Source organism: Xanthomonas sp. NCPPB 2866 (assembly GCF_041475745.2).
GTDB lineage: Bacteria > Pseudomonadota > Gammaproteobacteria > Xanthomonadales > Xanthomonadaceae > Xanthomonas > Xanthomonas arboricola.
Genome location: NZ_CM192975.1, coordinates 804,954 through 828,002, shown reverse-complemented (window position 1 = coordinate 828,002; position 23,049 = coordinate 804,954). Strand labels below are relative to the sequence as shown.

The 23,049-nt window shown below is 67.7% G+C and carries 16 protein-coding genes; 3 read left to right on the top strand and 13 right to left on the bottom strand.

Annotated elements, in window-relative coordinates; all coding sequences use genetic code 11:
• Positions 1-227: 227 nt before the first annotated feature.
• On the top strand, positions 228-1,289 hold the full coding sequence (locus tag ACCQ04_RS03500) for a lipid A deacylase LpxR family protein (RefSeq protein ID WP_024939686.1): 1,062 nt from the start codon (positions 228-230) through the stop codon (positions 1,287-1,289).
• Between the two features lie 138 nt (positions 1,290-1,427).
• On the opposite strand, the gene ACCQ04_RS03495 is transcribed toward ACCQ04_RS03500, so the two are convergent.
• The 9 genes from ACCQ04_RS03495 to ACCQ04_RS03455 form a co-directional block, all read right to left on the bottom strand.
• Positions 1,428-2,633 carry a D-alanyl-D-alanine carboxypeptidase family protein gene (locus ACCQ04_RS03495; RefSeq protein WP_016900824.1) on the bottom strand — a complete coding sequence of 402 codons (1,206 nt, stop codon included), beginning with the start codon at positions 2,631-2,633 and terminating at the stop codon, positions 1,428-1,430.
• A gap of 259 nt (positions 2,634-2,892) precedes the next feature.
• The gene (locus tag ACCQ04_RS03490) at positions 2,893-4,308 is read right to left on the bottom strand and encodes a septal ring lytic transglycosylase RlpA family protein (protein ID WP_226426845.1); all 1,416 of its coding nucleotides are present in this window, start codon (positions 4,306-4,308) and stop codon (positions 2,893-2,895) included.
• Positions 4,305-5,444, bottom strand: coding sequence for a lytic murein transglycosylase B (gene mltB / locus ACCQ04_RS03485; RefSeq protein ID WP_226426846.1), 1,140 nt, complete (start codon positions 5,442-5,444; stop codon positions 4,305-4,307). The genes ACCQ04_RS03490 and mltB overlap by 4 nt, the downstream gene beginning before the upstream one ends.
• A 371-nt stretch (positions 5,445-5,815) precedes the next feature.
• The gene (locus tag ACCQ04_RS03480; protein ID WP_226426847.1) at positions 5,816-7,216 is read right to left on the bottom strand and encodes a glycoside hydrolase family 28 protein; all 1,401 of its coding nucleotides are present in this window, start codon (positions 7,214-7,216) and stop codon (positions 5,816-5,818) included.
• A 319-nt stretch (positions 7,217-7,535) separates the two neighbouring features.
• On the bottom strand, positions 7,536-8,654 hold the full coding sequence (gene rodA / locus ACCQ04_RS03475) for a rod shape-determining protein RodA (RefSeq protein ID WP_054591925.1): 1,119 nt from the start codon (positions 8,652-8,654) through the stop codon (positions 7,536-7,538).
• A complete protein-coding gene (gene mrdA / locus ACCQ04_RS03470) occupies positions 8,651-10,711 on the bottom strand; it encodes a penicillin-binding protein 2 (protein ID WP_024940728.1) in 2,061 nt (686 codons plus the stop codon). The genes rodA and mrdA overlap by 4 nt, the downstream gene beginning before the upstream one ends.
• 3 nt (positions 10,712-10,714) lie before the next feature.
• Complete coding sequence (gene mreD / locus ACCQ04_RS03465) at positions 10,715-11,200, bottom strand: rod shape-determining protein MreD (protein ID WP_016900812.1); 486 nt, start codon at positions 11,198-11,200, stop codon at positions 10,715-10,717.
• Positions 11,197-12,474: a rod shape-determining protein MreC gene (gene mreC, locus ACCQ04_RS03460; protein WP_372358692.1), complete on the bottom strand. Its 1,278-nt coding sequence runs from the start codon at positions 12,472-12,474 to the stop codon at positions 11,197-11,199. The genes mreD and mreC overlap by 4 nt, the downstream gene beginning before the upstream one ends.
• A 172-nt stretch (positions 12,475-12,646) precedes the next feature.
• A complete protein-coding gene (locus ACCQ04_RS03455; protein ID WP_003482734.1) occupies positions 12,647-13,693 on the bottom strand; it encodes a rod shape-determining protein in 1,047 nt (348 codons plus the stop codon).
• 274 nt (positions 13,694-13,967) lie between these two features.
• Between ACCQ04_RS03455 and ACCQ04_RS03450 the strand changes: the two genes are divergently transcribed.
• Positions 13,968-14,900, top strand: a complete 933-nt coding sequence (locus tag ACCQ04_RS03450) for a carbohydrate kinase family protein (RefSeq protein WP_003482735.1) — start codon at positions 13,968-13,970, stop codon at positions 14,898-14,900.
• 247 nt (positions 14,901-15,147) lie between these two features.
• Complete coding sequence (locus ACCQ04_RS03445; RefSeq protein ID WP_065032118.1) at positions 15,148-17,121, top strand: sigma-54-dependent Fis family transcriptional regulator; 1,974 nt, start codon at positions 15,148-15,150, stop codon at positions 17,119-17,121.
• 676 nt (positions 17,122-17,797) lie between these two features.
• Here the strand turns inward: ACCQ04_RS03445 and ACCQ04_RS03440 are convergent.
• Genes ACCQ04_RS03440 through ACCQ04_RS03425 form a run of 4 tightly spaced genes read right to left on the bottom strand, consistent with a single transcriptional unit; the run spans position 17,798 to position 23,043 of the window.
• Positions 17,798-20,182, bottom strand: a complete 2,385-nt coding sequence (locus ACCQ04_RS03440) for a TonB-dependent receptor (protein WP_226426850.1) — start codon at positions 20,180-20,182, stop codon at positions 17,798-17,800.
• 10 nt (positions 20,183-20,192) lie between these two features.
• On the bottom strand, positions 20,193-21,299 hold the full coding sequence (locus ACCQ04_RS03435; protein WP_126965491.1) for an S-(hydroxymethyl)glutathione dehydrogenase/class III alcohol dehydrogenase: 1,107 nt from the start codon (positions 21,297-21,299) through the stop codon (positions 20,193-20,195).
• 35 nt (positions 21,300-21,334) lie between these two features.
• Positions 21,335-22,396 carry a beta-propeller fold lactonase family protein gene (locus tag ACCQ04_RS03430; protein ID WP_226426851.1) on the bottom strand — a complete coding sequence of 354 codons (1,062 nt, stop codon included), beginning with the start codon at positions 22,394-22,396 and terminating at the stop codon, positions 21,335-21,337.
• Complete coding sequence (locus tag ACCQ04_RS03425) at positions 22,393-23,043, bottom strand: c-type cytochrome (RefSeq protein ID WP_226426852.1); 651 nt, start codon at positions 23,041-23,043, stop codon at positions 22,393-22,395. The genes ACCQ04_RS03430 and ACCQ04_RS03425 overlap by 4 nt, the downstream gene beginning before the upstream one ends.
• Positions 23,044-23,049: the final 6 nt, after the last annotated feature.

Below are 23,049 nucleotides of genomic sequence, written 5' to 3'. Positions count from 1 at the left end.
GAACGGATGAGCGCGTCACGGCCGGGGAGCCGGGCGGGCCGCCCCCAACTTTCAGCAAGAATCTGCCATTACAGTCCCGGACCAAACACAGATATGTGCCGGTGATGGTTCTACACGGTGGGGCGCCGGCAGAAAATGTTCTTGCTCTTGGACACATTCACGCGGCGCAGCAGCGGCCGCAGGCACCTTTGCTGAACATCGCCCCTCCTTACCTTTCCAGGCCCTCCATGCTTCGACCGCGCGCCTTGTCCGCTGCCCTGCTGCTCTCTCTTTCCGCACTGTCGATGCCGGCCGTGGCTGCCGACCAGTGCGATTCCAGCAGAATGAGCCGGACGCCGCCGGCGGTGAACTTCCGGGTCGACAACGACCTGTTCGGCGGAGAGGATCAGGACCAGGGCTATTCCAACGGCGCGGTGCTGACGCTGGTGTCGCCCAACCTGGTCGACTACACCGACGACCCCTGCCTGCCGCGCACCGCGCGCTGGGTCAACGGCTATCTGGAGCGTCTGCATCCGGGCGAGTTCGACCAGCAGAACATGGTGTTCTCGATCGGCCAGGCGATTTTCACTCCCACCGATCCCACCCGCCGCGATGTGATCCCGGACGATCGCCCGTATGCGGGCATCCTGCTGGCGAGCTTCGGCTACAACGCGCGCAACGATGCGCATCTGCGCACCACCCAGCTGCAGGTCGGCGTAGTCGGCCCGTGGGCATTTGCGCAGGAAGCGCAGGATGCGATCCACGATGTGCTGGGCGACGAAAAATTCCAGGGCTGGGACAACCAGCTGCACAACGAGCCGCTGATCAACCTGGTGCACGAGCGCATGCGCCGCTGGCCGGGCGATGCGGCAGTCAATGCGGACGGCTTCGGCTGGGATTTCATCTCGCATTGGGGTGGCGCGGTCGGCAACATGGCCACGCATCTGAATGCCGGTGGCGAGGTGCGCTTCGGCTGGAAGCTGCCGGACGACTTCGGCAGCACCCCGACCCGCCCGGCCGGCGAGAACACCGCCCCCAGCCGGCTCGGACGCGCCAGCGGCTGGTCGGGCCATCTGTTCCTGACCACCGATGCGCGCTGGGTGCTGCGCGACATCACCCTGGACGGCAACACCTTCCGCAACAGCCACAGCGTGGACAAGCGCCCGTTCGTGGGCGACGTCGGCTACGGCCTGGCGGTGATGTACGGCCGCTGGAAGTTCGCCATCGCCCGCTACCACCGCACCCGCGAATTCGACACCCAGCGCGAAACGCCGGTGTATGGCAGTTTCACGATCAGCCGGATGCTTTGAGGGCTGGGATTGGGGAGTCGGGATTGGGGATTCGCAAGAGCGGGCTGCTGGTGCTTCGCTGCTGCTCTCGCCTTTGCCAATCCCGAATCTCCAATCCCCGCAAAGAAAAAGCCGGCGAAAGCCGGCTTTTTCTTTGGATCACTCTGATTCCCACCACATCCAGAACGCATCCCAGAGGCGCTTGAAGAAGCCGCCCTCCTCGACTGCGTTGATGGCGACCAGCGGGGCCTGGGCGATGATCTTGCCGTCCAGGCTGACCTTGACGGTGCCGATCTGCTGGCCCTGCTTGATCGGGGCCTGCAGATTCTTGGCCACTTCCATGCTGGGCTTGAGGTCGTTGTAGCGGCCGCGCTGCAGGCTGACCAGCAATGGCTGGGCCACGCCGAGCTGCACTTCGTCCTGCTGGCCCTTCCAGACCTTCTGCTTGGTCACGACCTTGCCGGGCGCGTACAGGCTGTGGGTTTCGAAGAAGCGGAAGCCCCAGTTGAGCAGGGCCAGGCTGTCGTCGGCGCGCTGGCGCTCGGACGAATCGCCCATCACCACCGCCACCAGGCGCTGGTCGCCGCGCTTGGCCGAGCTCAGCAGGCAGTAGCCGGCCTCGGAGGTGTGGCCGGTCTTGATGCCGTCCACCGCCGGGTCGCGCCACAACAGCAGGTTGCGGTTGTTCTGCTTGATGCTGCCGACCTGGAATTCCTTGATCTTGTTGTAGGCATAGGTCTCCGGGTAATCGCGCACCATCGCGCGGCCCAGCATCGCCAGGTCGTAGGCGGTGGAATGGTGACCTTCGGCGCTGAGGCCGTGCGCGTTGACGAAGTAGGAGTCCTTCATGCCGATCTTGGCAGCGTAGCTGTTCATCAGCGAGGCGAAGGCTTCTTCGCTGCCGGCCACATGCTCGGCCAGTGCGATCGCGGCATCGTTGCCGGACTGGATCGCCATGCCCTTTTCCATGTCTTCCAGACGCGCGGTCTGGTTGACCGGGAAGCCGCTGTAGCTGCCGTCGGTGCCGGCACCGCCCTCGCGCCAGGCGCGCTCGCTCATCATGACCTGGTCGTCGCGCTTGACCTTGCCATTCTTGATTTCGGCAGCGACCACGTAGGACGTCATCACCTTGGTGATGCTGGCCGGGGCCAGCTGCTGGTGGATGTTTTCACCAGCCAGCACCTGCCCGGTGGCGTAATCCATCAGGATCCAGGACTTGGACACCGCCGGCGCGGGTGCGGGCGGAACCGGGACGGCGGCCGGCGCAGCGGCAACGGCAGGCGTCGGCTGCGGCGCAGGGGTCTGCGCGCAGACCAGGCCAAAGGCGAACGTGGCCACCGCAGCGGCGGCGAAGCGGAATTTCATTGAAGAACGACTCCTGACGGGCCCGAAGGCTAGGTAATGCGAAATTGTAAGGCGCCACGGCGATCAGGGCGACGCACGCGATGCTGCGCGCGCCTGCGCAGTTCAGCGATGGGGGCAGACGACGCGCCGAACGTGGCTGACGCACTGGGCGATCGAGCAAGCTGCATGGGGCGCGTGGTGATTTCGGCTGCCCGACGCTAGCTGTCGATAGCGGGCGCCGGCCTACCCACCGACGCCTTGGCTGCCGGATCGATCGTGGCTAGTTGGCGACGATCTGCGGGCGCCCGAAGCCCAGGCCGGCGATGCGCTGCGCGATTTCCGAGGCATTGGCGTGATCGCGCGCATTGACGCGCAGCCGCCACAAGGTGCGACCGCCGCTGACGATGTCGCTGACGCTGGCACCGGCAATCCCGGCCGAGGCAAGCTGCGACAGCGCGCGGTTGGCGTTCTCGCGGCTGGCGAAACTGGCCACCTGCAACAGGATGTCGCCCAATGCCGCCTCGGCCACGCTCGGCGCCTTGACCGGTACCGGTTCGCTCCTGAGCGGACGTGCCGGCGCGCTGTCGGCGGGCTTGATCGCCGCCACCGCGACCGGGGCGGCCGGCGCGACCGCAACCGGGACAGCCGAGGCAGGCCGCGGCGCGGCGGCAGCCGGCTTGCCGGTGGCCACGCGCACGCCTTGCGACTTCATCCAGGCATCGAAGTTGTCGGCGTTGCCGGGCTGGCGCGAATCGGCCACGCGGTAGCGCCACCGCTCGCCCGCGGGAATCGCAGCGGCCCCTGCACTGCCTGCCACTGCGGCGGCCACCGGAGCGGCGGCACTGGCGGCCACTGCGCGCGGGGCGGCGGCCGGCACGGTGCGGGTGGGCAGGCGCTGCACCAACCCATCGATTTGGCTGGCACTGGCGGCCGGCCGTGCGGCGGCCACCGCAGTGCTGACCGGCGCGCGGCCGCTGCGGCGCTTGGCCAGCAGATTGCCGTTGTCGGCTTCGGTCAGACCGCGTACCTCGACGTTGCCGGTGCCCTTGCCGGTGATGCCCAGCTTGACCGCAGCGGCGTAGCTCAGATCGATCACGCGGCCATCGTGGAACGGGCCGCGGTCGTTGACGCGCACCACCACCGAGTCGCCGGTGTCGGTGTTGGTCACCAGGGCGAAACTGGGCAACGGCAAGGTCTTGTGGGCGGCAGTGAAGGCGTACATGTCGTAGACCTCCTTGTTGGAGGTCAGCCGGCCGTGGAATTTGCTGCCGTAGTACGAGGCGGTCCCGCGTTCGACATAGTCGCCGGGGTTGTCCATCACCACGTAGCGTTTGCCCAGCACCTCATACGGCGAGCGGTTGCCCACCGCCGAGCGCGGCTCGTTGGTGACCAGCGGTTCGGGGATGCAGGCCACGTTGGGCACGTGGTCCGGCGTGGTGTCCTTGACGCCGGGCTTGTACAGGCCGCCGGCGGTGTAGTCGCCGCGCGTGGACGGGTCTTCCTTGGCGGGTGCGTAGGGCGAGGTCGAGGGGCAATCGGTGGCCACATACGCCGGCCCCTTGCCGTCGACCTTGACGCCCTTGATCGCGCCGCTACCGCCGGTGCCGGCGCTTTTCTTCGGTGCACTGCTACAGGCCGCCAGGCCGAGCATCAGCGCCATCGGGATCAGCCACTTGGGGCCTGTCGTGCTGTTCATGCCGGGGGTAACTCCTTGCCGGCGATGGCCTCGGACAGCTGGAACACGGCCATCGCGTACATCTTGGAAATGTTGTAACGGGTGATCGCGTAGAAATTCTGGAAGCCCAACCAGTACTGCTTGCCGTTGGCATCGTCCAGGGTGATCGGGGTGGCGGTGCTGCCGGCCACCACCGGCGTATTCGGGTGATAGCCGCGCGCAGACAGGTCGGCCAGCGTGTACACCGGCGACCAGTCGGTGGGATTGAATTCCTCGTGGCCGGCGGCCAGCGTGGCCGGCACCGCGACCTGGCCACCGCGCACCCAACCGCCCTTCTTGACGAAGTAGTTGGCGACCGAGGCGAACACGTCGTTGTGGTCGGTGAACAGGTTGCGCTTGCCGTCGGCATCGCCGTCGACGGCGAACTGGCGGTAGCTGGACGGCATGAACTGGCCCATGCCCATCGCGCCGGCATAGCTGCCGATCAGCGTGGTGACATCGAGCTGCTCTTCCTTGCCGAGTGCGAACAGCTGGCCGAGTTCATCGCGGAAGAACAGCTCGCGACGCACTTCGCGTTCGAGCTTGGCCGGGTCGCCGCTGCGCGGGTAGCGGAACGCCAGCGTGTACAGCGCGTCCAGCACGCGGTACTTGCCGGCATTGCTGCCGTAACTGGTCTCCACCCCAATGATGGCCACGATCACCTGCGCCGGCACGCCGGTGGCCGCTTCGACCTTGCTCAGCTCGGCACGATGCTCGGCCAGGAACTTGCGGCCGCCATCGATTCGCGCCTGGGTGATGAACATCGGGCGGTATTCGTTCCACGGTTTGACCCGCTCGGCCGGGCGCGACATCGCGGTGACGATGCCGTCCTTGAATTGCGCCTGCGCCAGCACTGCTTCGATCTGTGCGGCGTCGATGCCGTACTTGGCGGCGGTGTCGCGCACGAAGTTGGCGCGGGCGATCTCGAACGGCACCGGGGTCAGGTCCACCGGCGGCAGCGCGGGCGCTTCGGCAGCGGCACTGACGGGCGCGACCGGGGCGCTCGGCGGCTTGGCCGGGGGCGCGCTGGCGGCCGGCGGCGGGGTCGGAGGGCTGGGCTGAGTCGCGCAGGCGACAAGGCCGAGGGTGAGCAGGCAGGTCAGAGTGCATCGAATCATCGGCCGAGGGTAACAGAGAACAGATGAACTTCTGGCAATAAGACCATGAAAGGAAAGAGCTTTAGCTTGCCGCTCTGGGCGGCGGGGATTTGGGAGGGGGGATTGGGGATTGGTTTGGGCGCTGCGCGGGAATGGGGAATGGGGAATGGGGATTCGGGATTCGGGATTCGGGAATTGTGGGGTGCGGGGGTGCTCGTGTGCCGACTGGGGTTGTCTGGTGGACCGGGCCAGGCGCTGGCGAGGCTTTGCGTTTTTGCGGCATGCCGTGGGCCGGCTTCTGGCCTCTTCATCTGACCGCATGAGTGGCAGGTTTTGCTTCCTTTGATGTCACTCCGGCCGTCAGGCGCGGCCGGGTGGCCGCGCCTGGTCGATCACAGGGCCGGGAAGCGTGGCGCAGTGGAGCAGGTGGGCACGCTGCCACTGAGTTGCACGCTGGAGGTGGTGACGTTGCTGCCGGTCGGGGTGAGCGCGCTGTTGCTCAGCCCGATCTGCGCATCGCTGGCGGAGACCGCGGTATTGCCGGTGGCTACATTGGCCAGCGTCAGGTCCAGCGGCGTCTGCGCATCGAAGCCTTTCAGGATCCAGCCCTTGCCCTTGAGGCCGACATCGCCGGTGGTACGCAGGCCGTTGACGACGACCCCGGCGAAACTGGGTTTGGTGCCGCTCCCGCCCACCGAATAGAACGGGTTGATCACCAGCGGGCTGGTCACCCCGTACAGGCAGGTATTGCGATAGGTGACCAGGCTGACCGGGCCGCCCTTGGCGAGGCTGGTCTTGATGCGCAGCCCGGCGTTGTCGGTACTGCGGTTGCCGGCATCGTCGGTGGCGGTGATGGCGTTGTTGTCGACCAGCACGTTGTTGACCCCGGACATCACCTCGCTGCCGATCGAGATGCCGTGGGTGCCGTAGCAGCGGTTGTCGCGCACGCTGATGTTGCCGGACCTGGACGCAATGGTCTTGATCGCCACGCAGTCGTCGCCGCCCATTACATCGTTGTCGACCAGGCTGGCGTTGACCACGCTGTCCAGGTCCAGGCCATCGGTATTGGGGCTGGTCGCCGGCGACTTCACCCGCACGCCCCAGATGGTCAGGCCATCGACGATATGCGCGAAGAAATGGAAGTACGCCGCATTGATCAGATTGATGTTGTAGAGGGTGAACGTGTTGGAGTTCTGCACCTTGATCAGGTCCGGGCTGTTCTGCACCTGGCCGGCAGCCTTGGCGTTTTCGCCGAACTCCCACCAGGTGGTGCTCTTGCCGAGCATGGGCAGATCGCCGCGCCCGTCGATCGTGCCCTGACGCCCGCCGGTGCGTACGCCCATCACGCCCGACCTGGTGCCCTTGACGCTGATCAGCGGCAGGCAGCCGCCGCTCTTGGCGCCTGCGACACCGCAACCGCTGCCGTAGTCGGCCGGATTGCGCGAGCCGTACAGGGTCACGCCCTGATCGACGACCAGGGTGACGCCGGTGGGAATGGTCAGCGGGCCGCTGAGAAACGCGTTGCCGGTGCCGGCCTTGAGCAGCACGCTGCCGTTCTTGCCGGTGCAGGCAGTCAGCGCGGCCTGGATGGCTTTGGTGTCGGGCGGTGCGCTTTCCAGCGCGGCGTCGAACAGCCGCCCGCTTGGCGTATGGCTGGCGCTCACCGGCTGGCAGGTGGCGGGAATCGCCGGCTCGGAGACCGCGCGCGTATCGCCGGTGGCAAGGTTGATGGCGCCGGCGTGAGCGGCGAACGTAAGACAGACACCGCCGATCGCGGCGGTTGGCAGTTTCATGGAAGAGGTCACCTGGAAGAGGAATGGCGCGCGCCTGCAGCTGCAACGCGACCCGGCCGCGCGCAGGACGGCGGCGCATCGGACTCTACGGAGCGACGTGCCCATTCACAGACGCCGCGCGAACCCGATACCGCATGCGCGAAGCGGCCCCGTGCCGGGAGGTCGTCATTGCAACGCAGCGCGCAGAACCGCGCGCCTTGCGCAGCGTCAGCTGCGTGCCATGCCCCTGTCGCCAGCGGCGTAGTGCGCCTGGCCGGGTTTGATTGGCTCTTTCGACATAGGTGAGTGCCTGTCAGCGTCGGCTGCAGAACGCGCCGGCTCAGTAGCCGTGCACCGGGCGGTGCGCCTTGACCGCCATCACCAGGCCCAGCCCGGCCAGCAGCGACACCGCCGAGGTACCGCCGTAACTCATCAGCGGCATCGGCACGCCCACCACCGGCAGCAGCCCGGAAATCATGCCGCCATTGACCAGCACGTAGACGAAGAAGGCCAGGCCGGTGGCACCGGCGACCAGGCGCGAATAGGTGTCGCGCGCCTGCGCGGCGATCCACAGGCAGCGCGCGATCACGATCAGGTACAGGCTGAGCACGGTCGCCACGCCGATCCAGCCGAACTCCTCGCTGAGCACCGAGAATGCAAAGTCGGTGGTCTGTTCGGGAATGAAGTTCAGATGCGACTGCGAGCCCAGCCCCCACCCCTTGCCGTCGAAACCGCCCGAGCCGATCGCGATCTTGGACTGGATGATGTTCCAGCCGGCGCCCAGCGCATCGTTTTCCGGGTTGAGGAACATCATGATGCGGTCCTTCTGATACGGCCGCAGCAGCCAGAACCAGGCCACCGGCGCGGCCGCCGAGACGCCGCCCACGCCCACCGCCACCCACCACCACGGCAGGCCGGCCAGCAGCAGCACGAACACGCCACTGGCGGCGATCAGCACGCCGGTGCCGAAGTCCGGCTGCAGCATGATCAGTGCGGTCGGCACGCCGATGATCACGCCGGTCACCAGCACGGTGGAGATGCGCGGCGGCAACGGCATGCGGTGCAGATACCAGGCGGCCATCATCGGCAGGCTGATCTTGAGCAGTTCGGCCGGCTGCAGGTAGAACAGTTTCAGGTCCAGCCACTGGCGACCGTACTTGCCGGTGCCCAGCGCGAACACCGCCAGCAGCGGCAGCATCGACAGGCCGTACACCCACGGCGTCCAGGCGCGCAGGCGTAGCACCGACATGCGCGAAATGCCCCACATCGCAGCCAGGCCGATGACGAAGCGCACGGCTTGCGCCATCACCAGATGATCGCCGTTGGCGGCGCCGCCCGCGCTCTTGAGCACCGACAGGCCGATCACCATCAGCGCACCCAGCGCCAGGCACAGCACCCAGTCCAGGCTGCGCGTGAAACGCGCAACCATGTCCACCAGCCAGCGCAGGATGTCACTCAATGGTCGGTCTCCTGGACCGCATCGGGCACATCCGGCACCACCGGCTGCGCCGGCGTGTTGGGGTCCAACGCCACCGCAGTCTGGCCGATCACCACCGGCAGCTCGTCCAGCGTGGCCGCGGCCGCATCGCCGGCCTGGCGCGCATCGGTGGCGCCGGCTTCGAACTGGTTGACGCCCACCGCGGTCATGCCGAGCTCGCTGTCCAGCGGCTCCAGGCCGGCGGGCAGCTTGCCGAGCAGCCAGGCGTCGAAGATCTTGCGTGCGATCGGCGCTGCCGAGCTGGTACCGAAACCACCGCCCTCCACCGCCACCGCCACTGCGATGACCGGGTTGTCGGCCGGCGCGAAGCCGACGAACAGGCCACGGTGGCGCAGATGCAGCGGCAGGCTGCGCGGGTCCACCGCGGCCACGCCCTTGCGGCTGACCACCTGCGCGGTGCCGGTCTTGCCGGCCATCTGATACGGCGCGCCCGGCGTGATCGCATAGCCGGTGCCGCCCGGGCGCATGGTGTCCATCATGCCCTCGCGCACCACCTGCAGGTGCGCCGCGCTCGGGCTGATCGGCTTGCCCGGCGGCTGGATCATCGGCTGCCAGGGGTGATCGAAGCCGGTGCGCTGCTCCAGCACCAGGTGCGGGCGCAGCAGCAGCCCGCTGGCGATCGCCGACACCCCGCGCACCAGTTGCAGCGGGGTCACCTTCCAGTCGCCCTGGCCGATGGCGATGTTGACGGTGTCGCCGGGATACCAGCGCTCCTTGCGGGTCTTGTACTTGTAGGCCGGCGACGGCAGGATGCCGCCGATCTCGCCGAGCAGGTCCACCCCGGTCGGCTGGCCGAAGCCGTACTCGCCCAGGTAGTGGTCGAAGCGCTCGATGCCCATGTCCACCGCCAGCCGGTAGTAATAGGTATTGACCGACTGGGCGATGGACTTGCGCAGATCGGTCCAGCCATGGCCGCCGCGGTGCGAGTCGCCCCAGCCACGGCTGACCCCTGGCAGGTAGAACATGCCGGTGGACAGCACCCGGTCTTCCGGCCGGCGCAGGCCGCTGTCCAGGCCGGCCAGCGCGATCAGCGGCTTGAGCGTGGAGCCCGGCGCCACGCCACCCAGCACCAGCCGGTTGAACTGCGGCCGCGACGGGTTGTCGTTGAGCATGCGGAAATCGGTATGCGAGATGCCGTTGACGAACAGGTTGGGGTCGTAGCTGGGCAGGCTGACCATGCCCAGGATCTCGCCGGTGCGCGGGTCCATCGCGATCGCCGCGCCTTCGTGCTCGCCGAACGCGGCCACCATCGCGCGCTGCAGGTCGGCATCCACCGACAGCCGCAGGTCCGCGCCCGACTGCGGCGCGACCCGGCCGACGGTGCGGATCGCCCGCCCCTGCACGTTGGTTTCGACCTGCTCGTAACCGACCTGGCCGCGCAGGTCCTGCTCGTAATAGCGCTCCAGCCCGGACTTGCCCATGTGGGTGAGCGCGGCATTGCCCTCGCCCAGCACCGCCAGGTCCTTCTCGTCGATGCGGCCGACGTAGCCGATGATGTGCGCGAACAGCGGCCCGTACGGGTAGCGCCGGGTCAGGTAGGGCTCCAGCTCCACGCCGGGGAAGCGCCAGCGCTCCACCGCAAAGCGCGCCATTTCCTCATCGCTCATGCGCAGCTTGAGGGTGACCGGCAGGAAGCTGCGGCGTGCGCGCCGCTCGCGGTTGAAGCGCTCCAGATCCTCCGGCGCGATCGGGATCACCTTGCCCAGCGCGGCCAGCATGGCGTCCATGTCGGTGACCTTGTCCGGGGTCACGTCAAGGCGGAAGGCCGGCACGTTCTCGGCCAGCAGCCGGCCGGTGCGGTCGTAGATCATGCCGCGCCCGGGCACCACCGGCTTGGGCTTGATGCGGTTGGCTTCCGAGCGCGTGGCATAGACCTCGTGGTCGAGCACCTGCAGCTTGAAATACCAGCCGCCCAGCCCGACCAGGCAGATCACCACCATCACAAAGCCCAGCACCGCACGCCGGCGGAACTGCTCGGCCTCCGCATGCGGGTTCTTGGGATGACGACGCCCGTGCATGGCTTACTTCTTGCTCCGCTTGCCCAGCCGCACCGCATCCAGCAACACGAACAGCGGCGGCCATAGCGCCATGCCCAGCAGCGGCGCCCACCAGTAGCTCCACGGCAGGGTCGGCTCGCCCACCGCCAGATGCACGGCCGAGGAGACGATGCGGTCGTTGAGCAGCAGCCCGCCGATCGCCAGCGCCTGCTGCGAGACCGGGAAGAAGCGCATCCGCGCGCGGAAGCGCTGCAGGATGAAGGTCATGATCACCAGCCGCAGCGCTTGCTCGCCGAGCAGCCCGCCATACAGCAGGTCGGCCAGCACGCCGGCCACGAAGGCGATGCCCAGCCCGACCCGGTCCGGCTCCTCGATCACCCAGTACGCCAGCACCAGCGCCAGCCAGTACGGACGCAGCGGCTGCACCACCACCGGCAGCGGCAGCAGGCCCAGCACCAGCGCGATGACGATGCTCGCCGGCAGGATCCAGGTGTTGCGCATGCGGGTCATTGGTCCGTCTCCTGCGGAGCCGGACGGGATTGGGGAGTGGGGATTGGGGATTGGCTGGAAGCAGCGCCCTGTGGCGGGGACGAACGGGAATCGGGATTCGGGCCGTTGGATGCGGTCGATGCGGGACGCCGGGCGGACGTGCTGGCCGGGCGGCCGGACGCTGGCGCACTGGACGGCTGCGCGCCGGGCGCGGCAGGTGTCGCTGCGGACCGTGCAGGCGCCGAGGTACCGGTGCCCGATGCCGCGGCGGCCGTCGGGCGCGCGGTATCAGTCGCTGCGTTGGAAACACCGCCCGCAGGCGTGCGCGGTGTCGCAGTCACCGGCGCGCCGGCCGCCGCCGCGACGCCGTTGCCGTTGCCGTTGCCGTTGCTGTTGCTGTTGCTGTTACCAATCCCAACTCCCGAATCCCCAATCCCGGCCCCAGGCACCACCCGCAACGGCTTGCCGGCGCGCAGCAGCAGCACATCGCGGCCGCGATCAAGCTTGGCGGCCGGGGTCAGTTCGCCGACCAGGAAGGCGTGGGTGTCGTCCGGGTGCAGTTCGGAGACCTTGCCGACCGGGAAGCCGGCCGGGAAGCGGCCACCGAGGCCGGAGGTAACGATTTCGTCGCCCACCTGCACGCCGGCACTGAGCGGGATGTCGCGCAGTTCCAGCCGGTCGCCGCGGCCGTAGACGATCAGGCGCACGCCGTTGCGCGCCACGCTGACCGGCACCGCGTGGTCGGGGTCGGTCAGCAGCAGCACGGTCGAATGCAGCGGGGTCACTTCGATCACCTGGCCCATCAGCCCGCCGGCATCGATCACCGCCTGGCCCAGCAGCACGCCATCGCGGCTGCCGGCGTCCAACAACAGGCGCTGCCGGGTCGGGTCCAGGTCGATATCCAGGATCGGCGCCAGCTGCACGTCCAGCCCGCGGCGCTCGGCGACGTTGAGCAGTTCGCGCAGCTGCGCATTGTCCAGCGCAGCGGTCTGCAGCCGGGTCAGCCGCGCATTGGCCACCAGCAACTGATTGCGCAGGGTGCGGGTTTCTTCCACCAGCTGCGCATGGGTGGCGGCGTTGTCGCGCACCTGCGAGCCGATCCGCCCCGGCAACCCGGCCACCGCCCAGATCGGCTGGATCAGCAGGTTGGCCTGCAGACGCACCTGGCTCAGCCAGCCCCCCCGGCTATCGAGCGCGATCAGCACGATCGCCAGCACCAGATAGACCAGCAGCCGCAGCGTGGAGGTGACTTCGCCCGGACGGGAGGCGACGGGAGGACCGGCGTAGGAGGGCACTGTCAGGGCCGGGATTGGAGATTCGGAATTGGGGATTCGGGGAGCGGTTGGCTGCCCCCGATACGGATGCGGCTAAAACGTGAACTCGCGGAACTGCGGAGCAGTCCTACCGGGCCGTGGGCCGGAACCGCTTTTGCGAATCCCGAATGCCGACTCCCCAATCCCGAACGCTTCACTCCGGCGCGAAGAACTCGTTGCCGTGCATGTCCACCAGCTCCAGCGCGCGACCGCCGCCGCGGGCCACGCAGGTGAGCGGGTCGTCGGCGACCTGTACGTGCAGGCCGGTTTCTTCGGAGATCAGGCGGTCCAGGTCGCGCAGCAGTGCGCCGCCGCCGGTGAGCACGATGCCGCGCTCGGCCACGTCGGCACACAGTTCCGGCGGGGTCTGTTCCAGCGCCAGCTTGACCGCCGAGACGATGCCCGACAGCGGCTCGTGCAGTGCCTCGAGCACTTCGTTGGAGTTGATCTTGATCATCTTCGGCACGCCTTCGGCAAGATTGCGGCCGGAGATTTCCATCTCCTGCACCTCGTCCTGCGGGTAGGCGCAGCCGATCTGCAGCTTGATGCGCTCGGCGGTGGCTTCGCCGATCAGCATGCCGTGGTTGCGGCGCACGTAGTTGGTGATCGACTCGTCGAAGCGGTCGCCGCCCACGCGCACCGACTGCGAGTAGACGATGCCGTTGAGCGAGATGACCGCCACTTCGGTGGTGCCGCCGCCGATGTCGATGACCATCGAACCGCGCGCCTCGGTCACCGGCATGCCGGCACCGATCGCCGCGGCCATGGGTTCCTCGATCAGATACACATCGCGCGCACCGGCTTCTTCCGCCGATTCCTTGATGGCGCGGCGCTCGACCTGGGTGGAACCGGCCGGCACGCACACCAGCACGCGCGGGCTCGGGCGCAGGAAGCGCGACTTGTGCACCTTCTTGATGAAGTGCTTCAGCATTGCCTCGGTGTAGGTGAAGTCGGCGATGACGCCGTCCTTCATCGGGCGGATCGTGGTGATGTGACCCGGGGTGCGGCCGAGCATCTGCTTGGCCTCGGCGCCGACGGCGGCCACCGAGCGCGTGCCGCCGATTGCGCGGTCCTGACGCACCGCCACCACCGAAGGTTCGTTCAGTACGATGCCCTGCCCGCGTACGTAGATCAGCGTATTGGCCGTGCCCAGGTCGATGGACAGGTCGTTGGAGAACATGCCGCGGAGTTTCTTGAACATCGAGGGAGTTGTTCCTGGGTAAGTCGCGTGCCCGCCGCCAGACTGGCGAAATTTTGGGCAGAAAACGAAGTCCACTAGCCTAGCAATCCCCCCCGGTGCGGGCAAGGAAAAATCGGCCGTTGCGGCGTCGTTTTCATGTGCCGGTCACGCCGGGCATGGCATGCGGTTGTGGCCCTGATCGGTCGCAGCCGTTACCCTTTGCGCCGCGGCGCGCGCCGTCCCGCTGCCATGCCCGGCAACTGGCGGGTATTTCCCAACGCAAAGGCCTGACTCGATGTCCGCACTGATCTGTGGTTCCCTCGCCTACGACACCATCATGGTGTTTCCGGACCAGTTCAAGAACCACATCCTGCCGGACAAGGTGCACATCCTGAATGTGTCGTTCCTGGTCCCGCGCATGCGCCGCGAGTTCGGCGGTTGCGCCGGCAATATCGCCTACAACCTGCATCTGCTCGGCGGCGCGCCGATCCCGATGGGCACCGTGGGCCAGGACTTCGGCCCGTACCGCGAACACTTCGAAACGCTGGGGATCGACCTGTCGCGGGTGAAGATCATCGACGACCTGTTCACCCCGCAGGCCTTCATCACCACCGACCACGACAACAACCAGATCACCGCCTTCCATCCGGGCGCGATGATGCGCAGCTACGAGAACCACGTGAAGGATGTGCCGGGCGTGACCCTGGGCCTGGTCGGCCCGGATGGGCGCGAGGGCATGATCCAGAATGCGGAAGAGTTCGCTGCCGCCGGCATCCCCTTCATCTTCGACCCCGGCCAGGCGATGCCCTTGTTCAACGGCCCGGAACTGCGCCAGTTCATCGAGCAGGCCCAGTACGTGGTGGTCAACGACTACGAATCCAACCTGCTGCAGGAACGCACCGGCTGGGACGAGAAGGACATCGTCTCGCGCGTGCAGGCCTACATCACCACGCAGGGCCCCAAGGGCGCACTGGTGCATACGCCGGAAAAGACCTACGACATCCCGCCGGCGCACGAGCGCCGCGTGGTCGACCCGACCGGCTGCGGTGACGCCTTCCGCGCCGGCCTGATCTACGGCATCCAGGGCGGCTACGACTGGCTGACGATCGGGCGGATGGGCAACCTGATGGGCGCGCTGAAGGTGGAGCACCCGGGCACGCAGAACCAGCGGTTCGACTTTGCCGAGTTCAACGACCAGTTCAAGCAGCAGTTCGGCTACGCGCTCTGACGCGCACCGCCGCTGATCAGCGCTTGCCCTTCTCCTCTCGGGAGAAGGTGCCCCACAGGGGCGGATGAGGGAACGGGCGAAGCCCCGTGCAGTGTGAACAGCACGACGCTTCGCACCGCCCCCTCACCGCACCCCTGCTCCCGCAGGAAAGGGGCGCGTCGGCACCGCAATTGCTGCAATGCAGTTTGAGCATCGGCCCGATCTGTGCCTCTACTGACGCTTCGCGCCCACTGAGGAACGCTGGCCCATGTCCGAGCCAAGCGTTGTCGCCGCCACGTCCATCGCCCTGCCGGAGATCGAACCGGATGCGCTCCGGCAGATCCGCCGGCTGCGCGACATCGCGCCGCTTGCCGCACCACTGTCGCGCTCGTGGCGGCGCTGCCTGGACGATTACGCGTTGTTGCCCGAGGCAGCCCCCGAGCCGCTGGTGCACGATGCGCTGCACGTGCGCGAGCGCCAGCAACGTCTGGGCGATGTGCTGCGCATTGCCAAGGTGGAGATGGAAAACCTCTACGAGCAGATCGCCGGCAGCGGCTACGCCGTGATCTTTGCCGATGCAGAGGCGACCGTGCTGCACAGCGTGCACGACCCGACCCTGCTGCGCGAATTCCGCCAGGCCGGTCTGTTCTGCGGCGCCAGCTGGGCCGAGTGTCACCAGGGCACCAACGGCCTGGGCACCTGCGCCGCCGAACGCACCGCAGTCAGCGTGCACCGCGGCGAACATTATCTGACCCGCCATCTGCCGCTGTCGTGCAGCGGCGCGCCGATCCTGGACCCGCATGGCGGGCTGCTGGCGGTGCTGGATGCGTCCACCCCCAACGCGCAGGACGGCAAGCAGATCCAGCGCCACACCGTGGCCCTGGTGAGCATGTCGGCGGCGCAGATCTCGCGCTCGCATTTCCTCAACCAGTTCGGCCATGCCTTCATCCTGCGCTTCCATAGCCGGCCCGAGTTCGCCGGCCTGCTGCACGAGGCACTGATCGCGATCGATACCGATGGCCGCGTGCTGGCAGTCAACGAGGCGGTGCTGGAGCAACTGGGCAAGATCGATCGCAGCCAGCTGGTGGGCCGCAACATCGCGCAGGTGATGCAGCTGGATTTCGACACCCTCGAGCATCGCGCCGGCAGCGATGCCGGCACCTTGTGGTCGATCCGCTGCGCCTGCCATGGGCGGCGGTTCTACGCACTGGTGCGCCCGCCGCGCGCGCGCGCTGCGCTGCCGGCGGTGGGTGGGCCGGCGCAGCTGGCACCGGATACCGAGCTGCAACCCGGTGAGCATGTCGGCTCGGATTCGCGCATGCGCCACAACCTGGCCAATGCCTTGAAGCTGGCTGCGCATCGGGTGTCGATTCTGCTGTGCGGCGACACCGGCACCGGCAAGGAAGAATTCGCCAAGGCGGTGCACCGCGGCTCGCCGTGGGCTGGCGGCGCGTTCGTGGCGATCAACTGCGCGGCAATTCCCGAGGCATTGATCGAGAGCGAATTGTTCGGGTATGCGCGCGGCGCGTTCACCGATGCCGCGCGCGAAGGCCGCCATGGCAAATTGCTGCAGGCCAGCGGCGGCACCCTGTTTCTGGATGAAATCGGCGACATGCCGCTGCCCTTGCAGAGCCGCCTGCTACGCGTGCTGGAAGAACAATGCGTCACCCCGCTGGGCAGCGAACGCGCGGTACCGCTGGAGCTGCACGTGATCAGCGCCAGCCATCGCGATCTGGCGCAGCGGGTGGCGGCCGGCGAGTTTCGCGAGGACCTGTATTACCGGCTCAATGGCGTGGTGCTGCACCTGCCACCGCTGCGCGAGCGCAGCGACAAGGCCGAACTGATCCGCACCCTGCTGCGCGAGGAAACCAGCGAGCACAGCGTGCGCATCAGCGAAGAAGCGATGCACAAGCTGCTGAGCTACGCATGGCCGGGCAACCTGCGCCAGTTGCGCAATGTGCTGCGCACGGCGGCGGTATTGTGCAGCGACGGAGTGATCCGCCTGCCGAATCTGCCGCAGGAAATCGTCGATGCCGGCAGCGCACCCTGCCTGGTCGATGGCGGCGCGGTGGCTGCCGACGACATGCCCGGCCGCGTCGCACTCGACCAGGCCGAACGCCTGGTGCTGCAGCAACAACTCGAACGCCACCGCTGGAATGTCAGCCGCACCGCCGATGCCCTGGGCATCAGTCGCAACACGCTGTATCGCAAGCTGCGCAAGCATGGCCTGGATACCGGGTGATTGGGGGCGGGGATTTGGGATTCGGAATTGGGGAATTGAGGGGCGGGGATTCGGGATTCGGAATTGGGGATTCGTTAGAGCCCATGCTGGTTCTTGGCGCTGGTATTTGGAGCGATTTATCAAGAGCACTTCTTGACCATCAGGTGGGTGCCGCTGTTGTTTGGTGCGGCATGCACCACGTGTCGATGCCGCGATTGTGGAGCGGATGATTTGGAGCTTGGTTGCAGGGCCCTTGCCCGCCCACCATCGCAGGACACGCCGCAAGTACGTCCCTGTAGGCTCTTACGCGGCATCCATGCCGCGTAAGGTCCCGCGACGGTGGACGGGCAAGGGCCAGTCGAGATGGTCGGTGTGCATGGTAGGAGCACTGATTGATGCGCGTTGTCCGATCATGACGTGCCGGCTCAACACCTGATGCACAACGCGCTACAAGCAGCTTTCACGCGACCACCGATTCACTCTCTGGTGCGGTGGCCTCACCGATTGCGGGACCGTGTGGCGGCATGGATGCCGCCACCGAGCCCCCAGGGATGGGTTTACGGCGTGTCCCGCGAGCGGTGAGGGCACCGCGCCCTCGACTAGCGCAGCTCGGCACCATCCAGATAACGCTGCGGGCGACTGGCGATTGCACCTTGCGCCTTGCGAATCCCTAATCTCCAATCCCGAATCCCCAGCCTCATAACGCCCAACGCAACCCGATCAGATACTGCCGCGGCACACCCGGCGCGAGGAACCTTGCCGGGCCGGTTTCCACCGGCGCATCCTGCGGACGCGCGAGTTCGCCATCGGGGAACACGTCTTCGGCCACGGCCGCGTAGGTCGCGTAGCGGCGGTTGAAGACGTTGTCGATGCGGGCGAACAGCGACAGCCGCGCGCCCAGTTGCCAACGCGCCTGCAGATCCACCAGCGCGTAGCCGGCGGTGCCGATGTCGATGCGCTCGGGTGCGGGCTCGTCGTCGTCGGCATTGTCGACCTGGCCATCCTCGTTGCCGCTGGCCACGCGCCCGGACACCGCACGCACCCCAGCGCCCAGGGTCAGCGCATCGTGCTGCCATTCCACGCCGAGCTTGAGGTTGTGGCGCGGCAATGCGGCGATGCGCAGGCCTGGCCGCAAGGCGATCACGCGCTCGCCGGACAGCAGCTCGCCATCGCTGCGGTAGGTCGCATCCAGGAAGCTGTAGCCGGCCGACCATTGCCAGTCGCCGCTGCGCAGGCGCAGCGCCAGATCCGCGCCCAGGTAGCGGGTGCGGCCGACGTTGTCGAAGTAACCCAGCCGGGTGTCCGGTGCACGCAGGAACAAAATGTCGTCGCGATTGTCGGCGCGGTACACCGACAGGCTGGCGTTGCTGTTGGCCGACGGCGCCCAGCGCGCGCCGAGCTCGTACGTGCGTGAGACGATCTGCTCCAGGCGCGGGTCGGCCTGCAGGCCGGTCGGCAACCGACACGGCTGGGTGGGATCGGCGCAACCCAGTTCGATCGCGGTCGGTGCGCGGCTGTTTTGCGCGACCGAACCGTACAGCGTCAGCCCCGAATCGAGCCGATGGGTCAGACCCAAGGACGGATTGGCCTTGGCATAGACGAAACGCTCGCGTGGGCGGTCGCCGTCGTCGGCGGTGGAAAGGATGTTGTCCACCACCACGCGATTCCAGCGCACTGCGGCACTGAGATGGGTGGCAGCGTCCAGCGCCCAGGTGTCGGCGACGAACACGCCCAGCGTCTTGGTGCTGCCGCGCACGCCGGAAAAGAACGCGCGCTCGGCATCCGGATCGGCAGCGACCGAGCGGTCCGGTTGCACCCAGCCGTCGCGGGCGAATTGCTGATAGCGCACGTGACCACGATCGAAGGTGACGCCGGTGCTGAGCGCATGCGCACCCCACTGACTGCTCAGGTTGACTGCCAGACCTTGCGCCTCCTGGCGCATCTGGGTGGTGTTGAGCGCGCCGGTGGGCAATGCATCGGCATCGGCGCGCGCGACATCGCAATCGGCATCCAGCGCGCTGCCGTCGGCGGCGTAGCCGGAGGCGCATTCTTCGACGAATTCTTCGTAGTCCTCGCCGATATCGCCATTGACGGTGTCGCGGCGGCCCACGCGCGCGTAGGCCAGTGCATGCAATGCGGTGTCCGCATCAAAGCGATGGTCCAGTTGCGCGGTGAACAGCGTATTGCGATTGCGGGTGAGATCGGGCGAGGTGTACACCGCGCGGCGGTCGGCGCGATACAGGCCGGGCTCGGGGCCATCGTCGGTGTAGCGCGTATCCGGCAGCAGGCCATTGCCGATCAGGCGGCTGCGCCCGTGCAGCACCGACAGGCTCCAGTCGGTCTGCTCGCCCTGCTTGCCGACCTTGCCGAACACGGTGCCCAGGCGGCCCTCGGAGGCATCGCGCCAGCCGTTCTCGTCGAAACCGGTCACCGCGACGAAGCCATGCCAGCCGTCCTGGCTGGCGAGACCGTAACTGGCATCCAGGCGCTTGCGCGCACCGCTGCCGATGCTCAGCTCGCCCTGCACTCCTGGTGAGGTGAGGCCTGATGCGGTAGACAACACCACCGCGCCACCGAGCGTGTTCGGCCCGAACAAGGGATTGGAGCCGGGCATCAGGGTCACTGCATTGATTGCCGACTCGGGCAGCATGTCCCAGCTGACGATGTCGGCGAATGGTTCGTTGAAACGCACGCCGTCCAGATACACCGACACGCCTTGCGAGGCGCCGGGCAAGGCGGAGGCGCGAAACCCGTGGAAGGTGAGGTCGTTCTGGAACGCGCTGCCCTGCACATCGTTGCCATCCACGCCGACGAAGCGCCGCTGCAACAGATCGCCGAGGTTGTTGCTGCGCGCGCGCGACAGCTCGCTGTTGGTGGCCGATTGCACCATGTACGGCAGTTGCGCCGCATCGATGGTGGTGCCGGGGATCGGCGTGGCGGTGACCTCGATGCGGTCCAGCCAGGTCACCTGCGGCGCATCGGCCGCCACTGCCAGCGCGCTGCTTGCGAGCAAGGCGCTGGCGCAGGCGCCTGCCAGTGCGTGATGGTGCAACCTTGCCGTGCTGCGTGTGCCTGCTGCCATCTGCGTCTCCTCAATAGAGCACGATCGATTTGATGCCGCGCGCCGCACGCAAGTCCGCCAGCGCCTGATTGATGTCGTCCAGCGCCAGCGTGCGGGTGATCAACGGCGCAAGCCGGATGTCGCCGCGCAGATAGCGCGCGACATAGCCGGGCAATTCGCTGCGCCCTTTCACTCCACCGAAGGCGCTGCCGCGCCACACCCGCCCGGTCACCAGCTGAAACGGGCGCGTGCTGATTTCCTGCGCGTCGTCTGCCACGCCAAGGATGACGCTCTCGCCCCAACCCTTGTGGCAGCACTCCAGCGCCGCGCGCATCGCGCCGACATCGCCCACGCATTCGAAGCTGTGGTCGGCGCCGCCATCGGTGAGGTCCACGATCACCTGCTGGATCGGTGCGCCGTAGTCGCGCGGATCCAGGCAATCGGTGGCGCCCAACGCGCGCGCCAGCGCGAACTTGGCCGGGTCGATGTCCACCGCGATGATGCGCCCGGCCTGCGCCAGTACCGCGCCCTGCACCACCGACAAGCCGATGCCGCCCAGGCCGAACACCGCCACGCAGTCGCCGGGCCGCACATGCGTGCTGTTGAGCACAGCACCGACGCCGGTGGTGACCGTGCAGCCGAGCAGGCAGACCTGATCCAGCGCTGCCTCCGGCTGGATCCGCGCGACCGCGATCTCCGGCACCACGGTGTATTCGGAAAACGTGCTGATGCCCATGTGGTGCAGGATCGGCCGGCCGTGCAGCGAGAACCGGCTGCTGCCATCGGGCATCAGCCCGCGCTCCTGGCTGCTGCGGATCGCCTGGCACAGGTTGGTGCGGCCGGAGCGGCAGAACTTGCACACGCCGCATTCGGGCATGTACAGCGGGATGACGTGATCGCCGGGCTGCACGCTGGTGACGCCGATACCGACCGCCTCGACGATGCCCGCGCCTTCCTGACCCAGGATCACCGGGAAGCTGCCCGCCTGCGCATGCGCCAATGCATGCGCATCGCCATGGCAGATCCCGGTGGCGACCAGGCGCACCAGCACCTCGCCGGGCCGCGGCGGCTGCAGGTCCACCTCTTCGATGGTCAGCGGCTGGTGCGGACCCCATGCCACCGCAGCGCGTGTCTTCATCCGGCCTCCCTGGCGCGCTGCGGCATGCCCGCCGCTCAGCGCGCGATGACCACGCCCCACGGCAGTTCGCCGACGGGGATCTGTTTGATCTCGCGCAACGCGACGGTGTCGATCACGCTGACCGTGTTCGAGCGCCCGTTGGCGACATACAGCTTGTCGCCGGCCGGGGTCAGTGCCGGATTCCACGGCCGCAGCCCCACCGCGATTTCGGCGAGACTGCGCGCAGTGTTGGTATCGATCACGCTGAGCGTGCCGGCACCGCCGTTGGACGCATACAGCCGCGTGCCGTCGGCAGACAACGCCACGCCGGCCGTGCGCACGCCGGCCGGCAGGCTGGCGCGGCGCTGGCGCGTCTGCAGGTCGATCACGTCGACCACGTTGGCGGTTTCCTGCGCGATGTAGACGCTGTGCCCGTCGGGCGCGAACGCCATGCCGCGCGGATGGCCGCTGGTGGCGACCACGCCACGCGAGCGACCGGTGGCCAGCTCGATCATGTCCATGTCGTTGGAGCCCTCGTTGCTGGTGAGCAGCCACTGCCCGTCCGGCGTGTAGGCGCAGTGCTCGGGCGCCTGCCCGCGCGTGGCGATCACCTGTTGCACGCTGAACTGCGCCGCATCGATCAACATCACCTGGTTCTGGCCTTCCACGCACACCGCAAACTGCTTGCCGTCCGGCGACAGCGCAATGCCTTCGGCGTTCTCGCCGATCTCCACGCTGCGCAGCACCGCGTCGTTGTCGGTATCGAGTTCGATCAGGCGGTGATGCTCGGCATCGATCAGGTACAGATGCCCCTGCGGGCCCGGCAATACCTGCTGCAGGCGCTTGCCCAGTTGCCCCTGCGCACTGAGCGTACGCACCACCGTGTCGGTGTGCGTATCGATCACCGACACCGTGCCGCTGCGCTGGTTGGGCACATAGGCAAATACCGGCGGCGTTGCGGGCACCGGTGCCGCGGCCTTCGTTGCAGGCAACGCTGCCGCCGGCGCAGCGTTGGACGCCGGCGGCTCCGCATCGCGCCGGCAACCGGCCAAGGCCAGCAGCGCGCCCAGCGCAGTTGCCGCAAGCAGGCACCGCCAACCGGTCGCCGCTGGCCTCATTGCGCCTTGCCCGCGGTCTTGTTGATCGAATGGATGAAGGCGAGCAGTTTTTCGGTGTCGCCCGGCTTGAGCACCGGCGCGAACGGCGGCATCTGCCCGACCACCTTTTCATGCCCGACCCGCGTCTTGCCGTGGGTGATCATCGCGGCGGTGCCTTCGCTGATCAGCGTGCGCAAGGTGTCGTCGTCGCTGCCATACACCCAGATGTCGTTGGTCAACGGCGGGCACATGCCGCCGCCACCGGTGCCGCCATGGCAGGCATTGCAGCCGGCGGAGAAATAGATCTTCTTGCCCTCGGCGATCAGTTCGGGCGTGACATTGACCTCTGGCCCCTTCGGGATCGGCACCACGGTGGCCGGCGCTGCGGGCGGCGTGGCCGGATCCGGCGCAGGCCCGGCGGCCGGATTGGGCACCGCGGCGCTCGCCGCCGCAGGTGCAGCAGTACCGGTGGCCGGCGCCGGCGGGCTGGCAGCCGGTGCGGTGGCCGCCTCAGGCGCGGGCGCGGGCGGCGGTGCGTCCTTGCCGCAGGCCGCCAGCACGACGCTGAGCATCACCGCGCACAGCGGTGCGCGCATGGAACGATCGAAACAACCCACGGTGGACTTGCGCATGAACGAACCTTTCTGATCGGAGGGAGCACCGCGCACCCCGTG

Excerpts from the sequence above, each read along its gene's own strand:
- ACCQ04_RS03500 (WP_024939686.1), top strand. The coding sequence starts at position 228 with ATGCTTCGACCGCGCGCCTTGTCCGCTGCCCTGCTGCTCTCTCTTTCC.
- ACCQ04_RS03495 (WP_016900824.1), bottom strand. The coding sequence starts at position 2,633 with ATGAAATTCCGCTTCGCCGCCGCTGCGGTGGCCACGTTCGCCTTTGGC.
- ACCQ04_RS03490 (WP_226426845.1), bottom strand. The coding sequence starts at position 4,308 with ATGAACAGCACGACAGGCCCCAAGTGGCTGATCCCGATGGCGCTGATG.
- mltB (WP_226426846.1), bottom strand. The coding sequence starts at position 5,444 with ATGATTCGATGCACTCTGACCTGCCTGCTCACCCTCGGCCTTGTCGCC.
- ACCQ04_RS03480 (WP_226426847.1), bottom strand. The coding sequence starts at position 7,216 with ATGAAACTGCCAACCGCCGCGATCGGCGGTGTCTGTCTTACGTTCGCC.
- mrdA (WP_024940728.1), bottom strand. The coding sequence starts at position 10,711 with ATGCACGGGCGTCGTCATCCCAAGAACCCGCATGCGGAGGCCGAGCAG.
- mreD (WP_016900812.1), bottom strand. The coding sequence starts at position 11,200 with ATGACCCGCATGCGCAACACCTGGATCCTGCCGGCGAGCATCGTCATC.
- ACCQ04_RS03455 (WP_003482734.1), bottom strand. The coding sequence starts at position 13,693 with ATGTTCAAGAAACTCCGCGGCATGTTCTCCAACGACCTGTCCATCGAC.
- ACCQ04_RS03450 (WP_003482735.1), top strand. The coding sequence starts at position 13,968 with ATGTCCGCACTGATCTGTGGTTCCCTCGCCTACGACACCATCATGGTG.
- ACCQ04_RS03445 (WP_065032118.1), top strand. The coding sequence starts at position 15,148 with ATGTCCGAGCCAAGCGTTGTCGCCGCCACGTCCATCGCCCTGCCGGAG.
- ACCQ04_RS03440 (WP_226426850.1), bottom strand. The coding sequence starts at position 20,182 with ATGGCAGCAGGCACACGCAGCACGGCAAGGTTGCACCATCACGCACTG.
- ACCQ04_RS03435 (WP_126965491.1), bottom strand. The coding sequence starts at position 21,299 with ATGAAGACACGCGCTGCGGTGGCATGGGGTCCGCACCAGCCGCTGACC.
- ACCQ04_RS03430 (WP_226426851.1), bottom strand. The coding sequence starts at position 22,396 with ATGAGGCCAGCGGCGACCGGTTGGCGGTGCCTGCTTGCGGCAACTGCG.